16 protein-coding genes are annotated in these 16069 nt (G+C 71.4%); 5 read left to right on the top strand and 11 right to left on the bottom strand.

What is annotated here, in order from left to right:
* Positions 1 to 12: 12 nt before the first annotated feature.
* Both ABD327_RS28645 and ABD327_RS28640 read right to left on the bottom strand, forming a co-directional pair.
* Complete coding sequence (locus tag ABD327_RS28645; RefSeq protein ID WP_344454806.1) at positions 13 to 201, bottom strand: ferredoxin; 189 nt, start codon at positions 199 to 201, stop codon at positions 13 to 15.
* A complete protein-coding gene (locus ABD327_RS28640) occupies positions 201 to 1487 on the bottom strand; it encodes a cytochrome P450 (protein ID WP_344454804.1) in 1287 nt (428 codons plus the stop codon). The genes ABD327_RS28645 and ABD327_RS28640 overlap by 1 nt, the downstream gene beginning before the upstream one ends.
* 489 nt (positions 1488 to 1976) lie before the next feature.
* On the opposite strand from ABD327_RS28640, the gene ABD327_RS28635 reads away from it, so the two are divergent.
* From ABD327_RS28635 to ABD327_RS28625, 3 genes are read left to right on the top strand one after another with little or no spacing between them, the layout of a single operon-like run.
* Positions 1977 to 3041, top strand: a complete 1065-nt coding sequence (locus tag ABD327_RS28635) for a polyprenyl synthetase family protein (protein WP_344454802.1) — start codon at positions 1977 to 1979, stop codon at positions 3039 to 3041.
* Positions 3041 to 4498 carry a phytoene desaturase family protein gene (locus ABD327_RS28630; RefSeq protein ID WP_344454800.1) on the top strand — a complete coding sequence of 486 codons (1458 nt, stop codon included), beginning with the start codon at positions 3041 to 3043 and terminating at the stop codon, positions 4496 to 4498. Before ABD327_RS28635 ends, ABD327_RS28630 begins: the two co-directional genes overlap by 1 nt.
* Positions 4495 to 5403, top strand: a complete 909-nt coding sequence (locus ABD327_RS28625) for a phytoene/squalene synthase family protein (protein WP_344454798.1) — start codon at positions 4495 to 4497, stop codon at positions 5401 to 5403. The genes ABD327_RS28630 and ABD327_RS28625 overlap by 4 nt, the downstream gene beginning before the upstream one ends.
* A 32-nt stretch (positions 5404 to 5435) precedes the next feature.
* On the opposite strand, the gene ABD327_RS28620 is transcribed toward ABD327_RS28625, so the two are convergent.
* On the bottom strand, positions 5436 to 6143 hold the full coding sequence (locus ABD327_RS28620) for a spheroidene monooxygenase (RefSeq protein WP_344454796.1): 708 nt from the start codon (positions 6141 to 6143) through the stop codon (positions 5436 to 5438).
* On the opposite strand from ABD327_RS28620, the gene ABD327_RS28615 reads away from it, so the two are divergent.
* Positions 6118 to 6723 (top strand): glycerol-3-phosphate acyltransferase, encoded by a 606-nt coding sequence (locus ABD327_RS28615; protein WP_344454793.1) that lies wholly within the window; start codon positions 6118 to 6120, stop codon positions 6721 to 6723. The two genes, ABD327_RS28620 and ABD327_RS28615, sit on opposite strands and share 26 nt — an antisense overlap.
* Here the strand turns inward: ABD327_RS28615 and ABD327_RS28610 are convergent.
* The 7 genes from ABD327_RS28610 to ABD327_RS28580 all read right to left on the bottom strand — a co-directional run bounded on the left by ABD327_RS28610 (position 6674) and on the right by ABD327_RS28580 (position 14312).
* Positions 6674 to 7819 (bottom strand): glycosyltransferase family 2 protein, encoded by a 1146-nt coding sequence (locus ABD327_RS28610; RefSeq protein WP_344454791.1) that lies wholly within the window; start codon positions 7817 to 7819, stop codon positions 6674 to 6676. The genes ABD327_RS28615 and ABD327_RS28610 overlap by 50 nt on opposite strands.
* Positions 7816 to 9264, bottom strand: coding sequence for a phytoene desaturase family protein (locus ABD327_RS28605; protein WP_344454789.1), 1449 nt, complete (start codon positions 9262 to 9264; stop codon positions 7816 to 7818). The genes ABD327_RS28610 and ABD327_RS28605 overlap by 4 nt, the downstream gene beginning before the upstream one ends.
* Positions 9257 to 10033 (bottom strand): carotenoid biosynthesis protein, encoded by a 777-nt coding sequence (locus ABD327_RS28600; RefSeq protein WP_344454787.1) that lies wholly within the window; start codon positions 10031 to 10033, stop codon positions 9257 to 9259. Before ABD327_RS28600 ends, ABD327_RS28605 begins: the two co-directional genes overlap by 8 nt.
* Before the next feature lie 141 nt (positions 10034 to 10174).
* Complete coding sequence (locus ABD327_RS28595) at positions 10175 to 10957, bottom strand: enoyl-CoA hydratase (RefSeq protein ID WP_344454785.1); 783 nt, start codon at positions 10955 to 10957, stop codon at positions 10175 to 10177.
* 10 nt (positions 10958 to 10967) lie between these two features.
* Positions 10968 to 12140: an acyl-CoA dehydrogenase family protein gene (locus ABD327_RS28590; RefSeq protein WP_344454783.1), complete on the bottom strand. Its 1173-nt coding sequence runs from the start codon at positions 12138 to 12140 to the stop codon at positions 10968 to 10970.
* A complete protein-coding gene (locus tag ABD327_RS28585) occupies positions 12131 to 13123 on the bottom strand; it encodes an acyl-CoA dehydrogenase family protein (protein WP_344454781.1) in 993 nt (330 codons plus the stop codon). Before ABD327_RS28585 ends, ABD327_RS28590 begins: the two co-directional genes overlap by 10 nt.
* A gap of 10 nt (positions 13124 to 13133) precedes the next feature.
* Positions 13134 to 14312 (bottom strand): amidohydrolase family protein, encoded by a 1179-nt coding sequence (locus ABD327_RS28580; RefSeq protein WP_344454778.1) that lies wholly within the window; start codon positions 14310 to 14312, stop codon positions 13134 to 13136.
* Positions 14313 to 14530: 218 nt separating this feature from the next.
* On the opposite strand from ABD327_RS28580, the gene ABD327_RS28575 reads away from it, so the two are divergent.
* Complete coding sequence (locus tag ABD327_RS28575) at positions 14531 to 15328, top strand: SDR family oxidoreductase (RefSeq protein ID WP_344454775.1); 798 nt, start codon at positions 14531 to 14533, stop codon at positions 15326 to 15328.
* Between the two features lie 88 nt (positions 15329 to 15416).
* Here the strand turns inward: ABD327_RS28575 and ABD327_RS28570 are convergent, their stop codons facing one another.
* On the bottom strand, positions 15417 to 16022 hold the full coding sequence (locus ABD327_RS28570) for a TetR/AcrR family transcriptional regulator (protein ID WP_344454773.1): 606 nt from the start codon (positions 16020 to 16022) through the stop codon (positions 15417 to 15419).
* Positions 16023 to 16069 lie beyond the last annotated feature (47 nt).

Genomic DNA, 16069 nt, shown 5'->3' with positions numbered 1-16069 from the left:
GCTCCGGAGCCGTCAGCCCACCGTGATGGCGCGCTCGGGGCAGTTGGCCGCGGCCTTGCGGACGGACTCCTCGAGCTCGGCGGGGATCACGTCCAGCAGGACCTCGGCGTAGCCGTCGTCGTTGATGTCGAACACGTCGGGGCTGATCGCGCAGCAAGCGCCGTGGCCGCGGCAGTTGTCGTCGTCGATCGTGACTTTCATCAGGACTCGCCCTCCGCGAGGGTGAACTCCAGGTTGAGGCTCATCAGGCCGCGGAGGATGAAGGTCGGCAGGTACTGGTAGTCGCGGGCGTCCGCGGGACCGTGGACCTTCTCGGAGACCCGGATGTCGGCGGTGCGGGCGAGGAGCCGCTCGATGCAGACCTTCGCCTCGGCCCGGGCGAGGGGCGCGCCGGGGCAGGTGTGGATGCCGCGGCCGAACGCGATGTGGTGGCGGGCGTTCTTGCGCTCGAGGTCGAAGGTGTCGGGGTCCTCGAAGTGGGCGGGGTCGCGGTTGGCGGCGCCGTTCATCAGCATGACCGTGGTGCCGGCGGGCAGGTCGACCCCGCCCACGGTGACCGGCACCTTCGACAGCCGGAAGTCGCCCTTGATCGGGCTCTCCGTGCGCAGCGTCTCCTCGATGAAGTTCCCGATGAGCGCGGGCTCCTCGCGGAGCCGCTTCTGGATGTCGGGGTTGTCGGCGAGGATCTGGACGGCCGAGCTGATGAGCCGGACGGTGGTCTCCTGGCCGGCCGAGTACAGGTTGGCGGCCACGCGCACGACGTCCATGACCTCGGGGAGGGAGCCGTCGGGGAACGTCGCCTGGGCCATGGCCGTGAGCACGTCCTCGCGCGGCTCGGTGCGGCGCTCCTCGATGTACTTGACGAAGCTCTTGTACAGGAACTCCATCGGGGAGTGCGCCAGCTCGCCCTCGGTGCTGCCCAGGGTGGTCTCCTCGACCGACTTGCCCTGCAGCACCGCGGCGAACGAGTCCCGGTCCTCCTCGGGCACGCCCAGGAGGTCGGCGATGACGTAAAGGGAGAAGGGGACGGCCAGCTCGCTGAGCGTCTCGCCCTCGCCGCCGGCGAGGAAGTCGTCCAGGACGGCGTCGGCGAACTCGACCAGGCGGTCGCTGTTCTCCTTGAGGCGCTTGGGGGTGATCAGCTTCATGAGCAGCGCACGGTGCTTGGTGTGCATCGGCGGGTCGAACGTGGGGAGCTGGTCGTTCATCGGGAGCTGGTCCCGGTACTCCTCGATCAAGGCGGTGATGTCGTCGCCCTCGAGCGGCACGGGGAAGCTCGCGAAGGGTCCGATCACCGAGGTGCAGGACGACCACTTCTCGGCGTCCTGGGCCACCTCGGACACCTCGTCGTACCCGCTCAGCATCACCACGTTGTGGTGGGGCTCGTGCGCTACGGGGCACTTGTCACGCAGTGCCTTGTAGTACGGGTAGGGGTCCGCGACCAGGTCCTGGTCTTGGAAGAAGTTCTTCGTCTCGAGGTCGCTCACTGCTTGTCGGCTCCTTGTAGATCATAAAGGCTTCGTCGGTTATAGCGGATAATTCACACTTTTGCGCAGGAAACGCAGCATCCGGGATGAACATCGTGCCACCGGCCACGCCCTCGGACCTCCGGGAGTCGGACCAGGTCAGCGGTGGCGGCACATAACCGAATCGCATTCGGTTATGTGCGGATAAAGAGACATCACACCTTCCCAACAACACATCGGGACGTTCACGAGAACAAGCGCATCGGGCGCCGCGGCGACACGGGATACCGCCCCCGCCGCAAGCCCACGCGCCTCGATCCCCGTGGCGAGAATAACATTCTCTGTTGTGCGAGTCACGTTTTCATGGCGCGACCACGACGTCAAGACCGACCCCGAAGCGGGCGGTCCCTGTTTGATCACTCCACGACAGGTAACTCTAAGCAAGGAGATCTTCACTCTCCGGAACAGCCGGGGTGGGCGCTCCACCGGAGCGGGAGGCGAGGAGGTTCCATGGCGGTGGCGGCCCCGACCGACGAGGGGGTCCTCGCACTGGTCGAGCTGCGGCTCGGCGAACTGGTCGAGCGGGAGCTCCGGCGGATGCCCTTCCTCGGCCCGGAGGAGCACGAGATGCTGGCCCGCCACCTGACGGGGCTCGTGTGCGGCGGCGGAAAGCGGCTGCGGTCCCGCCTCGTGCACTGGGGGTACCGGGCGTCGGGGGGCCTCCCCGGCGACCCCGCCGGAGAGGCCGCGGTGCTCGCGGCCGGGTGCGCGGTCGAACTGCTGCACGCCTGCGCCCTGCTCCTCGACGACGTGATGGACGAGGCGGATCTGCGCCGCGGCCGGCGCACCGCGCACCTGGCGCTGGCCGACCGGCACGGGGACGCGCGGTGGCAGGGCGATTCAGCGCGGTTCGGCGAGTCCGCGGCGACCCTGCTCGGGATGCTCGCCTTCACCTGGGCGGACGCGGCGCTGCTGGGCACCGGCCCCCGGCTCGCGGAGTCGCTGGAGGTGTTCAACCGGCTGAGGTCCGAGGTCATCGGCGGCCAGCTCCTGGACCTCACGTGCGCCGCCCGCGGCACGAGCACCCTGCGGGAGACCGCTCTCGTCTCGGTCTACAAGTCCGGCAAGTACACCGTCGAACGGCCGCTGCACCTGGGGCACGCGATCGCCGGGGGCGATCCCGCGCTGCGCGCCGTGCTGAGCGCGTACGCGCTGCCCCTCGGAGAGGCGTTCCAGCTCAGGGACGACGTGCTCGGTGTGTTCGGCGACCCCGCGCTGACCGGAAAGCCCGCCGGGGCCGACCTCCGCCAGGGCAAGCAGACGTATCTGGTCGTCGAGACCCGGCGGAGGACGGGCTCGTACGGCGCCGCGCTGCTGGACGGCGTGCACGACGAGGCCGGCCTCGCGACGGCACGCGAACTCATCGTCGCCTGCGGCGCGCTGAGCGCCGTCGAGGACCGCATCGCCGGGCTGGCACGGCGCGCGTCCGCCGCGCTCGACGACGCCGGCGTCCCCGCCGACGCGGCGGCCGCGCTGGCGGAGCTGGCCTTCCTTGCTACGGACAGGAGCGCGTGATGGGGGTCGTCGTGATCGGGGCCGGGCTCGGCGGGCTGGCGGCCGCCGTGCGCCTGGCGGCGGCGGGGCGCGACGTGACGGTGGTCGAGGCGCGGGACGAGCCGGGCGGCTGCTGCGGCACGGCGACCGAGGGCCCGTACCGGTTCGACACCGGCCCTTCGGTGCTCACCATGCCCGGCGTGCTCGCCGACGTCTTCGGCGCCGCCGGAGAGGACATGGACTCCTGGCTGCCGCTGCGCCGCCTCGACCCCTACTACCGGCTCTCCTACCATGACGGCTCCCACCTGGACGTCCTGTCCGGAGCCGACGCGATGGCCGAGCAGGTCCGCGCGCTGTGCGGTCCGGCCGAGGCCGCCCGCTACCTGCGGTTCCGCTCCCTGCTGAGCGAGATGTTCGAGGTGGAGTGGTCGTCCTTCATCGACCGGGACATGACCTCGCTGCGCGACCTCGCACGCCCGTACGCCCTGCTGCGGCTGGCCGCGCTCGGCGGGTTCCGGCGGCTGGACCGGCTGGTCGGCTCCCACCTCACCGACGACCGGCTGATCAGGGCGCATACCTTCCAGGCGCTGTACGTCGGCCTGCCTCCCGGGCAGGCCCTCGGCATCTACGCCGTGATCGCGCACATGGACACCGTCGGCGGAGTCTTCTTCCCCGAGAAGGGCGGCATGCACGCCATCCCGAAGGCACTGGCGGCGCTGGCGGAGAAGAAGGGCGCCTCCCTCCGGTACGGGGTGCGCGCGGCCGAGGTCGAGGCCGACGGCTCCAGCGTCACCGGAGTGCGGCTGGAAACCGGGGAACGGCTCGCCGCACGGCACGTCGTGGTCGCCTGCGACCTGCCGCACGCGCACGCATCCGGGCTGCTCCCGAAGGCGGCCCGGGACTGGCGGCTGCGCGATCCCCGCTTCTCCCCCTCGTGCCTGGTGATGCACTTCGGCCTGGACCGGAGGCTCCCCGGGCAGGCCCACCACACCCTGCACTTCGGCACGGAGTGGGACTCGACGTTCACCGCGCTCCGGCAGGGCCTTCCGCAGCCCGACCCGAGCCTGCTGGTCACCCACCCCTTCTCGGACGCCGGAGCCGCCCCGGACGGGCACTCCACGCTGAGCGTCCTGGAACCGGTTCCCAACCTGAAGGGCAGCTGGGATCCCGGCCTCGCCGGCCGGCTGCGGGAACGCCTGCTCTCCCGGCTCGCCCGGCTCGGATACGAAGGCCTGGACGAAGCGCCCCGCCTGGTGCTGGACCCGGACTCCTGGGCGCGGGAGGGCCACTCGGCGGGCACCCCCTTCGCGCTGGACCACCGCTTCACCCAGACCGCCTGGTTCCGCCCCGCGGGAGCCGCCCGGCGCGTGCCGGGCCTGCACTTCGCGGGCATGCACACCGCCCCCGGCGTCGGAGTCCCGCCCGTGCTGATCTCGGGGCGCCTCGCGGCGCACCGCATCCTGGAGGACCGAAGATGACCCTGACCGCCAGCTACGAGACCTGCCGGAGGCTGCACGCCCGGTTCGGCCGCTCCTACTACCTCGCCACGAGGCTGCTGCCGGCCTGGAAGCGGCGGCACGTGCACGCCATCTACGGCTTCGCCAGGTACGCCGACGAGATCGTGGACGCCCTCGACGGCGCGGACGACCGCGCCGCGGCGCTGGACCGCCTGACCTCCCGGCTCGCGACGGGCCTGGCCGGCGAGCCGTCCGACGACCACGTCCTGCCCGCGTTCATCCACACCGTCCGGTCCTTCAGGATCGACCACGGCGACATCGACGCCTTCCTCCGGTCGATGCGCGCGGACCTGGCGATCGCCCGGTACTCCTCCTACGACGACCTGCTGGACTACATGGAGGGCTCCGCGGCGGTGATCGGCACCATGATGCTCCCGGTGCTGGAGCCCATGCCCGGCCGGGAGAAGGAGGCCCGCGAGCCCGCCCGCCAGCTCGGCCTGGCCTTCCAGCTCACCAACTTCCTGCGCGACGTGAAGGAGGACCTGGCCAGGGGCCGGGTGTACCTGCCGCTGGACGACCTGGCCCGGTTCGGAGTGGAGGAGGCCGATCTCGGCAGGCCGCTGGTCTCGCCGCGGCTGCGCGAGCTCCTCGCCTTCGAGGCCGAACGAGCCCGTGAGCACTACCGGGCGGCGCTGCCCGGCGTCGAGCTGCTCGTCCCCTCCTCCCGCCCCTGCATACGGGCGGCCCACGAACTGTACGGCGGCATCCTGGACGAGATCGAGCGGTCGGGCTTCGAGGTCCTCTCCCGCCGCGCCGCGGTCCCGCACCACCGCAGGCTCGCCGTCTTCGCCCGCCATCTGGCGGCGGCTTCGTCCGCGGCCAGGACCGACCGCCGCCTGGGGACGGAGATCCCCGGATGGGCCTGACGGGAGGGAGCCCGGAGCACCGGGCGAAGGGCTCAGCCGAGCGGGTCCGTCCCGTCCCAGGTGCCCTCGCTGCCGTAGGGGGAGAACCGGGCGAAGAGCTCCTCGGAGTACCAGCTCTCCGAGCGCACGCGCTCGATCACCCGGCGGTGCGCCAGGCCCCCGTAGGCGAACTCCCGCACCGAGGCGGCGTCCCGCCACAGGGAGAAGGTCGCCTGCCGGGCCAGCGGCCACTCCCCCACCCCGACCGAGGCCAGGCAGCCCTTCTGCCGCAGCAGCGCATCCTGGACCGGTGCGACGGAGCGGTAGAAGGCGAGCAGCCTGGCGGGGCGGATGGAGGCGCGGGTGAGTACCGCGACCGGGCCGGAGAAGGGCTCCGCCGCCGTCGGCCGTCCCGTCCCGAACGGGTCCGTCCCGCCCCACCGGCCACGTGAGGCCAGCGGAGCCAGCCGGACCTGCCAGTGCTCGGACGCCTCGTTCCGCCAGCGGTCCGCGACGGGCGAGCGCCGCAGGAAGTCGTCCAGGTGCCGTTCTTCACGCCATACCGCGAGCATCGCCCAGCGCCTCAGATCCGCACCGAGTGTCATCGACGCGCCACGGCCCGTGCCCAGTAGCCTCCAGAACAGCAGACCTCCGGTCCGGCGCAGCACCGGCCGGTCGAAGCCCATGTGCCGCATGGCTCCGGTACCGGCATACCTGACGAGGTGGAACGAGGCGATGGTTCTCCTGTTCGCGGTGGTCATCGGCGGTTACCTTCTCGGCTCGGTGCCGGTGGCGGTGCTGGTCGCCCGGGCCCACGGGTTCGACCCGCGGCTGGTGGGCGACCGCAACCCCGGCTTCTGGAACATGAAGGAGCAGCTCGGCCCCCGGTATTCGGCCCCGGTGTTCGTCGGCGACCTGCTGAAGGGCGTGTGCGCGGGACTGCTCGGGCTGCTCGGCTCGGCCTGCGCGCCCGGCACCGGCATGCGGTCCGTCCTGTGGACGGTGCCCGACGTCGTGCTGGTGTACGCGGCGGTGGGCGCCGCCATGGTGGGGCACGCGTGGCCGGTCTTCGCCGGGTTCCGGGGAGGGAGGTCGATCCTCACCTTCGTCGGAGGCTTCGCGGTGATCTGCCCGCCCGCCTTTCTGCTGGGCCTGGCGGTGCTGGCCGCGACGACGGCGGCCACCCGCTCGTTCGCGGTCGGCGCCAGAGTCGCGGTCTTCGGCGCGCCCGTCCTGCAACTGCTGTTCACCCCGGCGAGGCAGGTGGTCCTCACCGGGCTGCTGATGTGCCTCATCGGGCTCCGGTTCGGGCAGGCCGCGCTGGCATCTCGCCGCCGCTGACCCGCGCCGCGCCCTCCCCGGAGGCGGGGTAGACGCGTCCGCGCCAGGTGCGGACCGGGCGCAGCGCCGTCCACGTCAGGCGGACGGCCGCGGCCGGGTCGAGCAGCGGCGACAGCCACATGCCCGTACCGGGACGGGTGTAGCTGCCGCGCAGCGCCCCCGTCAGCAGCAGCCGGGTCCCCAGCAGCACCAGATCGAGCCGGGTGGGGCGGCCGAGCGCCAGGCGCGCCGCGGGCAGGGCGCACGTCAGCCAGACCACCGCCAGGTCGGCGGCGAGCGGGCCCGCGCCGGTCACGTCCCTGAGCGGGAGGGAACGGCCCCACTCGCGCCAGACCTCGCCCGCCGACGCGTGCATGTCCACTTCCAGCAGGCCGCCCGCGTCGAGGAAGCCGACCTTCCACCCGTCGGCGGCCAGGGTGCGGGCGAGCGCGACGTCGTCCGTCATGTGCTTGCGGACGCGTTCGAAGCCGCCCGCCGCGGCCATCCGGTCCCTGTGGAAGGCGACGCACTGGCCGTTGGCGAGAACGCGGTGCGGCGGAGGCGGGACCCGCGGGCCCACCGGGCCGAACCGGTAGACGAGGGTGGCCAGGAACGCCGCGTGCAGAGCCTGCTCCGCGGCGCCGTCGCAGACGAACCGGGGCGCGGCCGTCACCAGGTCGTACTCGTCGAGGGCCGCGACCAGCGCGGAGACCAGGCCGGCCCGTGGCCGCGCGTCGGCGTCGAGGGCGACCACCACCTCGTGCGCCGCCGCCTCCGCGCCCTGGTGCAGGGCCCACTGCTTTCCCACCCAGCCCGGCGGCAGCGGAGCCCCCCGCACCACCCGCGCGCCGAGTCCGGCGGCCAGCCGCGCGGTGCCGTCCCGGGACTCGTCGTCGACGACGATCACCTCGCCGACCGCGGGGTCGGCGAGCACCGCGCGCAGGCAGGGGCCCAGGCGCGCCTCCTCGTCCCGGGCGGGGACCACCACCGAGACGGGCTTCACCGGCCGTGCGGCGGGCACCAGGGCGGGCAGCCGGTCCCGTCCCTGGGCGAGGCGCGTCCAGACCACCGCCGCCGCTCCCGCCTGAGCGGCCGTGACCAGCCGCGAGAACCTCATCGGGCTCCCCCCGTCACCGGGAAGTCCTCGCCGACGAGGGACGCGACGATACGTCCGCCCATCGCCACCAGCGGCAGGCCGCCGCCGGGGTGGACCGAGCCGCCCACCAGGTACAGCCCGCGCCGGGGCCCGCGGTTGCCGGGGCGGCGCAGCGGCGCCAGCACCCCGTCGTAGGCGGTGCCGTAGATCGCCCCGTTCCATCCGCCGTAGCGTTCGCGCAGGTCGGCGGGGGTGAAGAGGTCGACGAACCGCAGCCTTCCCGACAGGTCGTGGCCCCGGGCCGCCAGCCGCTCCAGCACCAGGTCGCGGTAGGCCTCGGGCATCAGCGGCCAGCGCGACGGGTCGTGCGCGGGCACGTTGACCAGCATCGTCCAGTTCTCCATGCCGTCGGGCGCCTGCGAGGGATCGTCCACCGCGGAGCAGCCGATGTAGACGGTCGGGTCCAGGGACGGGCGGCGGCGCTCGAAGATGTCGTCGAACTCCGCCCGGTAGCCGCCGGAGAAGACGACCGTGTGGTGCGCCAGCCCCTCTGTCCGGCCCTCCACTCCGGCCAGCATCAGGAACGCCGAGGACGACGGGCCGAGTCCCGCGATGCGGCGCAGCCTTCTTCGGTTGGGCAGGAGCCGCGCGTACAGGACCGTCGCGTCGGTGTTGGCGACGACGGCGTCCGCGCGCACCGTCTCGCCGTCCGCGAGGCGCACGCCCTGGACCTTCTCTCCGTCGGCGACGATCGCCTCGACCCGGGCGGAGAGGAAGACCTCCACTCCGGCGTCCTTCAGCAGCACCGCCAGGTCGTCGGCCAGGCGCGGCAGCCCTCCGGGGACGTACCAGCCGCCCTGGTCGTGTTCGATCGCCGGGACGCAGCCCAGCGCGGCGGGCGCCCGGTAGGGGTTCGACCCGGCGTAGGTGGCGTAGCGGCCGACGTACTGCTGCAGTCTGGGGTCGCGGAAGTACTTGCGTGCCAGCCCGGCGAGCGTCTGTCCGGGGGCCACCGCCAGCACGTCCGAGATCCCCGTTCCTCGTGTCGGCCTTCCGAACAGCGGGCCGGAGAAGAACGTGCGGCGGGAGGCGTCCATGCAGCCGCGCGCCCACGCGTGGAAGGCGCGCCAGCGCGGCCCCTCCCCCGGCGCGAGCCTGTCCACCTCGGCGGCCATCCGCGCCGGATCTCTGGGCGCGGACAGCCGGGAGCCGTCGGCGAAGCGGTAGTCGCACAGCACGGCGGGTTCCACGAGGTTCCGGGTGATCCCGAGTTCGGTGAAGACCTCCGGGAGCGTCAGCAGCGAGGGGCCCAAGGAGAAGGTGAAACCGTCACGCCGGTGTTCGGCAAGCTTGCCTCCCAGCCGCGGCAGCCGCTCGTACAGGCGGACGGCGTGTCCTTCCCGGGCCAGGAGCAGTGCCGCGACCATGCCGCCCACACCCCCGCCGACCACGACGACCTCAGCCACACCCGACTCCGTTCCGATCCGTCCGGCGTCTCCACGCCGACACCGCGAAACCCCCCATGGCCGCTCCTCCCACGACGGCCACGAACGGATCGCGCGGCTCGAACACCGCCGCGAACCCGACCGTCTCCATCACCGCCATGACCGTGTACAGGCCGACCAGCCCTGCGGCGCCCGAGGCGTTCCGGCCGACGACGACGTGGATCACCGCCATCAGCACCGCCGACACCAGCAGCCAGCCGGCGAAGTTGCTCAGCGGCACGCCCCGGTATGCCCCGGGCTCGGCCCACGTCCACGCACCCAGCCGGAGCATCTGCGGGTCGAGGAACAGGTCCCAGGCCGTCAGCGCGACCGCTCCCGTCCCGATCCGCGCCAGTCCCTCGCCCGGCGCGACCGCGTACGCGGCCAGCCCCATCCCGGCCCACGCCAGCGCGACGACCACCGGGACGCCGCCGAGCTGCGGCCACAGCACGTCCGTGTAGCGGTAGCCGCCGAACGGGAACCCCGTCCGCGTCCCCACCCACTCCGCCGCCAGCCCGATGCACGCCGCCACGCAGAACGCGACGGCGGCCGCCCGCCAGGAGGTGACCGCCGCGGTGAAGGCGACCGCGCACCCGGCCAGCAGCAGCACGACCACGGCGACGAGAAGAACCGACCCGGGACGCACCCCCGACGCGACCTGCGCGGCCGTCATGGCCGCCAGCGACACCGCCCCCGCGGCGACGGCCCCCTGCCGTACCGGAGGGGAGGCCCTGATTCCCGTGTCTCCCACGTCAAGGACGCTACGTCCCGCACCTTAAAGAACTCCGCGGCCTCCGCCCCGATCACATGCACGAGACGGAAAAGAAGCCCGGGACCGCCGGGGCCCTCGCCCCGGCGGAACCGCTCGACGATCCAGGTCTGTGCGTGTCGCTTATTTCAGCTTGGCCTTCATCTCGTCGAGCTTCACCAGAATCGGGTAGCCGCTGACGCTGAGGGCGTTGCCGTGGCCGGTCTGGTGGATGTCGAACACCGACTGGATCGCGGCATAGAAACCCTGCACGTCCTGGGTCTGGTTGACCGCACGCTTGGCCTGACGCAACCCGAAGGGAGGCATCTCCGCGATCTGCGCGGCGAGCTCACGAGACGCGGTGTCCAGGTCGGCGCGGGCCACGACGCGGTTGACCATGCCGACCTTCTCGGCCTCCTCGGCCGTCAGAGGACGGCCGGTGAACAAGATCTCCTTGGCCTTACGCGGGCCCAGCTCCCAAGTGTGGCCGTGGTACTCGACGCCGCCGATGCCCATCGTGACGACCGGATCCGAGAACAGGGCGTCCTCCGAGGCGACGATGAGGTCGCACGGCCAGCACAGCAGCAGGCCGCCGGCGATGCAGCGGCCCTGCACGGCCGCGATCGACGGCTTGGGCACGTTGCGCCAGCGCAGGGAGAAGTCCAGGTAGCGCCGAGTCTCCTCCTGGTAGATCCACTCCAGAGTGATCTTCTCCGGAGCCGGACCGCCCCCTCTCAGGTCGTGGCCCGCGGAGAAGTGCTTTCCCTCCGCCCGCAGAAGGATCACCGCGACCTCCTCGTCCGCCGCCGCCCTGCTCCAGGCGGCGTCGAGTTCCTCGAGGAGCTCCTTGTTCTGGGCGTTGGCTGCTTCGGGACGGTTGAGGGTGATGGTCGCGATCTTGTCGGCGACCTCGTAGTCGATGTACACGTCGGGCTCCTCAGCCTCGGGGCAGACCGAGCACCCGCTCGGCGATGACCGTGCGCTGGATCTCGGAGGTACCGCCGGCGATGGTGCCGCCGAAGCTCCGCGCATAGCGTTCGAACCAGCCCGTGATGAACACGTCCAGATTCAGGTGGGCGTAGGGACCCGTGGGCGTGGGGTACAAGCCCTCGGCACCTTGTGCCTCCAGCGTCCGCTCCGCCGCCTTCTGCGCCGCTTCGGAGCCGAACAGCTTGAGGACGGACAGCGCGGCGACGTCCTGCTCGCCGCGGGCCGCGCGGGCCAGGGCCGCCGAACCCATCAGCCGCAGGGCCTGGGCGTCCATGACGAGCGTGGCGTACCAGTCGCGGTCGAGCTCCGTCGCCGGGCGGAAGTCGCGGACCTGCTCCTCCAGCCGGGTGGCGAAGTGCAGCCACAACATGTTGCGCTCGTGGCCGAGGGAGCCGTTGGCCACCCGCCACCCGTCGTTCAGCCCGCCGACGAGGTTCTCCTTGGGGACCCGGACGTCCTCGAAGAAGACCTCGTTGAAGTCCAGGTCGTCGCGGCCCGCGATCGAGCCGAACGGGCGGCGGGTCAGCCCCGGGGTGTCCGTCGGGATCAGCAGCACGCTGATGCCCTTGTGCTTGGGGGCGTCCGGGTCGGTGCGGACGAAGGTGAGCAGGACGTCGGCGTCGTGCGCGCCGGACGTCCAGACCTTCTGCCCGTTCACCGTGAAGTGGTCGCCCTCCAGCACCGCGCGGGTGCGCAGGGACGCCAGGTCGGAGCCCGCGCCGGGCTCGCTCATCCCGAGTGACGCGGTGATCTCCGCGCGCAGGATCGGGACGACCCAGCGGCGCTTCTGCTCCTCGGTGCCGAAGGACAGCAGCGAGGCCGCGATGATGCCCAGTCCCTGGGGGTTGAAGCTGTGGTACATCTTCCGGGCGGCCATCTCCTCCAGGTGCACGTACTGCTGGAGGAGCGTCGCGTCGCGGCCGCCGAACTCCGGCGGGTTGCCGGGCAGCAGCCAGCCCTCGTCGAACATCAGCCGCTGCCAGCGGCGCGCCCATTCGGGGATGTGCGAGCTGGAGCGCGGCCGTTCGGCGGCCTCGGCCTCCTCGGGCGCGTGCTCGGCGAGGAAGGCCGCGAACTCGGCGCGGAACTCCTCCACCTCGGGGTCGAAGGTCAGCCGCACAGGTGCTCCTCTGCGATCAGCGCCCGGTGCTCGGCGGCGCCGCCGAGCAGCAGCTCACCCGCCTTGGCCCGTTTGAGCGCGAACTGAAGGTCGTTCTCCCACGTGTAGCCCATGCCGCCGAACAGCTGGAAGCCGTGGCGGAACACCAGCGACTGGCACTCGCCCGCCGCGGCCTTGGCCATCGAGGCCGCCAGTCCGCGGAGCGGGTCGTCGGCGGCGATCGTCAGCGCCGCGTAGTAGGCCAGGGCGCGTGCGCGTTCGACCGCCACGTGCATGTCGGCGAGCTTGTGCTTGACCGCCTGGAACGACCCGATCGGCGCGCCGAACTGCTGACGGGTGCGAGCGTGCTCCAACGTCAGGTCGAGGATGCGCTGGCAGGCTCCGACCATCGTCAGTGCCAGGCCGGTGAGCGCGAGGTGGCGGGCCCTGCCCGGATCGGCCGCGCTCAGGTCCCCTTCGGTGACCCGGACGTCCGTGAACGAGACCTCCGCGATGTGAAGGAGCGGATCGAAGACCGGCGTGCCGACCGCGGTGGCCAGGGACGCGGGCACGGCGAAGGCCCCTTCCCCGGTGACGACCGCGAACCAGTCCGCGCGGTCCCCGTCCAGGACGTGGCGGGCGGTGCCGTTCAGCAGCCACCCGCCTTCGTCCCGGCGGGCGGTGACGCCGTCGAAGACGGCGGTGCCGGACTCTCCGCGGCCGACGGTCGCGGGGAAGAACGGCACGAACTGCGTCATCGTCGCCAGGTACGGGGTCGGGTCGACGGCCCGGCCCAGTTCCTCCAGCACGATCGCCAGTTCCACCGCCTCCGCGGGCTCGGTCAGCTCGGTCCAGCCGTGGCGGGTGTAGGCCGCCCAGAGCGGTCCGGGGTCGACTCCCTCGTCGACGATCCCCCGGACCAGCGACGGCGGGCACTCCTTGGCGACCGCCTCACGGACGGTCGTCTGCCACAACCTCTGGTCGTCATCGAATTCGAAGATCATCGCTTCTCCTTCACACGCCGATCAGTCTGGCCAGGTTGCCGCCCATGATCAGGGCCTTGTGCTCCTCGCTGAGGCCCTTGAGCTCGTCCACGTAGGTGATCGGGTCGGCCAGGCCCTCGGGGTGGGGGTAGTCGGAGCCGAACAGGACCCGCTCCGGGCCGATGACCTCGGCCAGCTCGGCCATGTCGTCCTCCCAGAACGGGCTGACGTGGACGGAGCGCTTGACCGCGGCGACCGGGTCCTCGGTGAACTCGTGCGGCATCTTCTTGTAGATGGAGGAGAGCTGCCTGAGCAGCGGCTCCACCCAGACCGAGCCGTTCTCGATCACGGCGATCTTCAGGTCGGGGAAGCGGGAGAGCGCGCCGTGGCAGACCAGGGCGGCGACGGTGTCCTGGATCGGCCTCCACTCGAACACCATCTTGAAGGTGCTGGGCTGGAACGGCAGCATCTCCTGGTCGACGCCCATCCAGTCGCTGACGTAGCGGTTGTAGCCGCTGTCGGAGGAGTGCAGCGCGACCAGGACGCCGTGGTCGACGACCCGCTGCCAGAACGGGTCGAACTCCGGCAGCCCGAAGGAGCGGGAGCCCCGGTAGCCGGGGACCGGGGCGGGACGCACCAGGATGGCCCGTGCGCCGTTCTCCACCACCCAGTCGAGTTCCTCGATCGCCTTCTCGACGACGGGGAGGCTGATGACCGGGGTGGTGAAGATGCGGTCCTGGTAGTTGAAGGACCAGGTCTCCAGCAGCCACTGGTTGAGGGCGTGGATGACCGCGTGGATCATGTCCGGGTCGTCCCGCATCCGCTCCTCGATGAGGCTGGCGAGGGTGGGGAACATCAGTGTCCGCTGGATGCCCAGCTCGTCCATCAGCTCGAGGCGGGGCCCGGGCTCGCGGAAGGCGGGGATCGAGCGCATCGGCTCGCCGAAGATCGCCCGGCGGTCCTTGCCCTCGGGGTTGCCCACGCGGAAGTACTCCTCCATCGCACCGGGCCGGGCGACGACCTCGAAGGTGGGGTTGGGGATGTACTCGCTGATGTGGCCGCGGACGGCGATCTTCGTACGGCCGTCGACCTTCACGTACTTGATCGCGCCCTTGTACTTCTCCGGGAGGTACTTGGTCAGCGCCTCCTCGGTCTCGTACAGGTGGTTGTCCGCGTCGAACAGCGGATAGGCCAGCTCACGCGAGGGCATGGGGATCTCCTTCGTCGGACTCGTCGAACTAAGAAGAGAGTAGCGTTCTCCGATCTGAAATTGAACTTCTCTTTATCTGGTATCGCGATATCGGCTCTTCGCGGCCCCGATCCGGGGCTCCTGACCGGCGAATCTGTTACCACTGGGTAAACGGTGTATCCAAAACGAAGGGGCGCGGCGTACGATCGACGCCGACCTCTGACCTCCCAGGAGCGGCCATGCGCAAGGCAGTCATCACCGGCAGCACCAAGGGGATCGGCTTCGCGCTCGCGCGCGAGCTGCTCCGGCGCGGGCACTCCGTCGTCGTCTCGGGACGCACCCGGGAGGCGGTGGACGAGGCCGTCGAGAAGCTGCGCCCGGAGGCGGCCGGAGACGCCGCCGTCCACGGCCTCCCGGTGGACGTCACCGACGCCGCGCAGGTCGAGGGGCTGTGGAACGCCGCGGCGGAGGCGCTCGGCGGCCTCGACCTGTGGATCAACAACGCCGGCGTCGCCAACACCACGCGGCCCATCATCGAGACCTCGCCCGACGACGTCCGCACGATGGTCGAGACGAACATGCTCGGCACCATCCACGGTTCCCAGACCGCCGTCCGCGGCATGCTCGCCGGCGGCGGAGGCCAGGTCTTCAACGTCCTCGGCGGCGGCAGCGACGGCCGCACCCGCCCCGGCATGGGCGTCTACTCCGCCACCAAGCGCGGCCTCGACTCCTTCACCAAGGCGCTGGTCAAGGAGGTCGCGGGCACGGGCGTACGCGTCGGCCAGGTCAGCCCCGGCGTGCTCATCACCGAAGGATGGCTCCGCGAGGCCGCCGCCGCCCCCGAGCAGGTGGCGAAGCAGCGCAAGATCCTCAACATCCTGTGCGACCACGTCGACGACGTCGCCCCGTACCTCGTCGACAAGATGCTCGCCAGCACCAAGAACGGCGACGCCATCGCCTGGCTCACCACCGCCCGCATGACCCGCAAGTTCCTCATCCCGGGCAAGCGCGACGTCCTGGGGCGCTACGGATTGTGAGCGGAGAAAGATTCGCCGGATAGAACTTGAATCTATCCGGCGAAGAACACTATTCTCATTCTTGAAAGTCCGGTGAGCGGACGAGCCCCTACGGCGTCGCGTCCGCGAACCTCGGCTCGCCCTCGAGCTTGCGGATCTGCTGTTCGACGAGCTCCAGCGTCTCGGCGTGGCCGGTGGTGAAACCGAGCGCGTCCTCCAGCATGATCATGCGGGAGAGACTGGAGAGGAGGACCGTCAGCACCACGGGCGGAAGCTCCTCGGGAGGGATCCCGTAGCGCTCCAGGATCGCGGGCAGCGCCTCGATCTGCGCGACGCGAAACCTCTCCGAGTAGTGGGCGATCTCCGCGCGGATCACCTCGCTCCGGTTGGCGAGGCCGGTGAACTCCATCGTCAGCGAGGTTCCCGCCGTGTCGGTGCTGAACTTCCACAGCGCCCACAGCGGCTGTTCCGACGCCAGCGCCAGCGCCTGGTACTCCAGCCCCTCCTCCGCACGGCGCCGGAAGACCTCCAGGAGCAGATCGTCCATGCTCCGGAAGTAGTAGTGCACCAGTTGCGGCTTGAGGCCGGCCCTCGCGGCGACCCGCCGCGAGCTCACCGCGGTGTGGCCCTCCTCCAGCAGGAGCCGTTCGGCCGCGTCGATCAGAACGGTGCGGTTCTTCGCGTCCAACGCACCGATCCGGCGCGGCGATGTCATGTCATGACCTCCAGGAACTCGGTCCGGTCGCGCCGCCCGGCGCCGAC

The sequence above is a fragment of the Actinocorallia aurantiaca genome, assembly GCF_039533685.1.
Taxonomy (GTDB): domain Bacteria; phylum Actinomycetota; class Actinomycetes; order Streptosporangiales; family Streptosporangiaceae; genus Actinocorallia; species Actinocorallia aurantiaca.
Note: the sequence above shows the minus strand (reverse complement) of the source record. Positions and strands in the feature narration are given on the sequence as shown.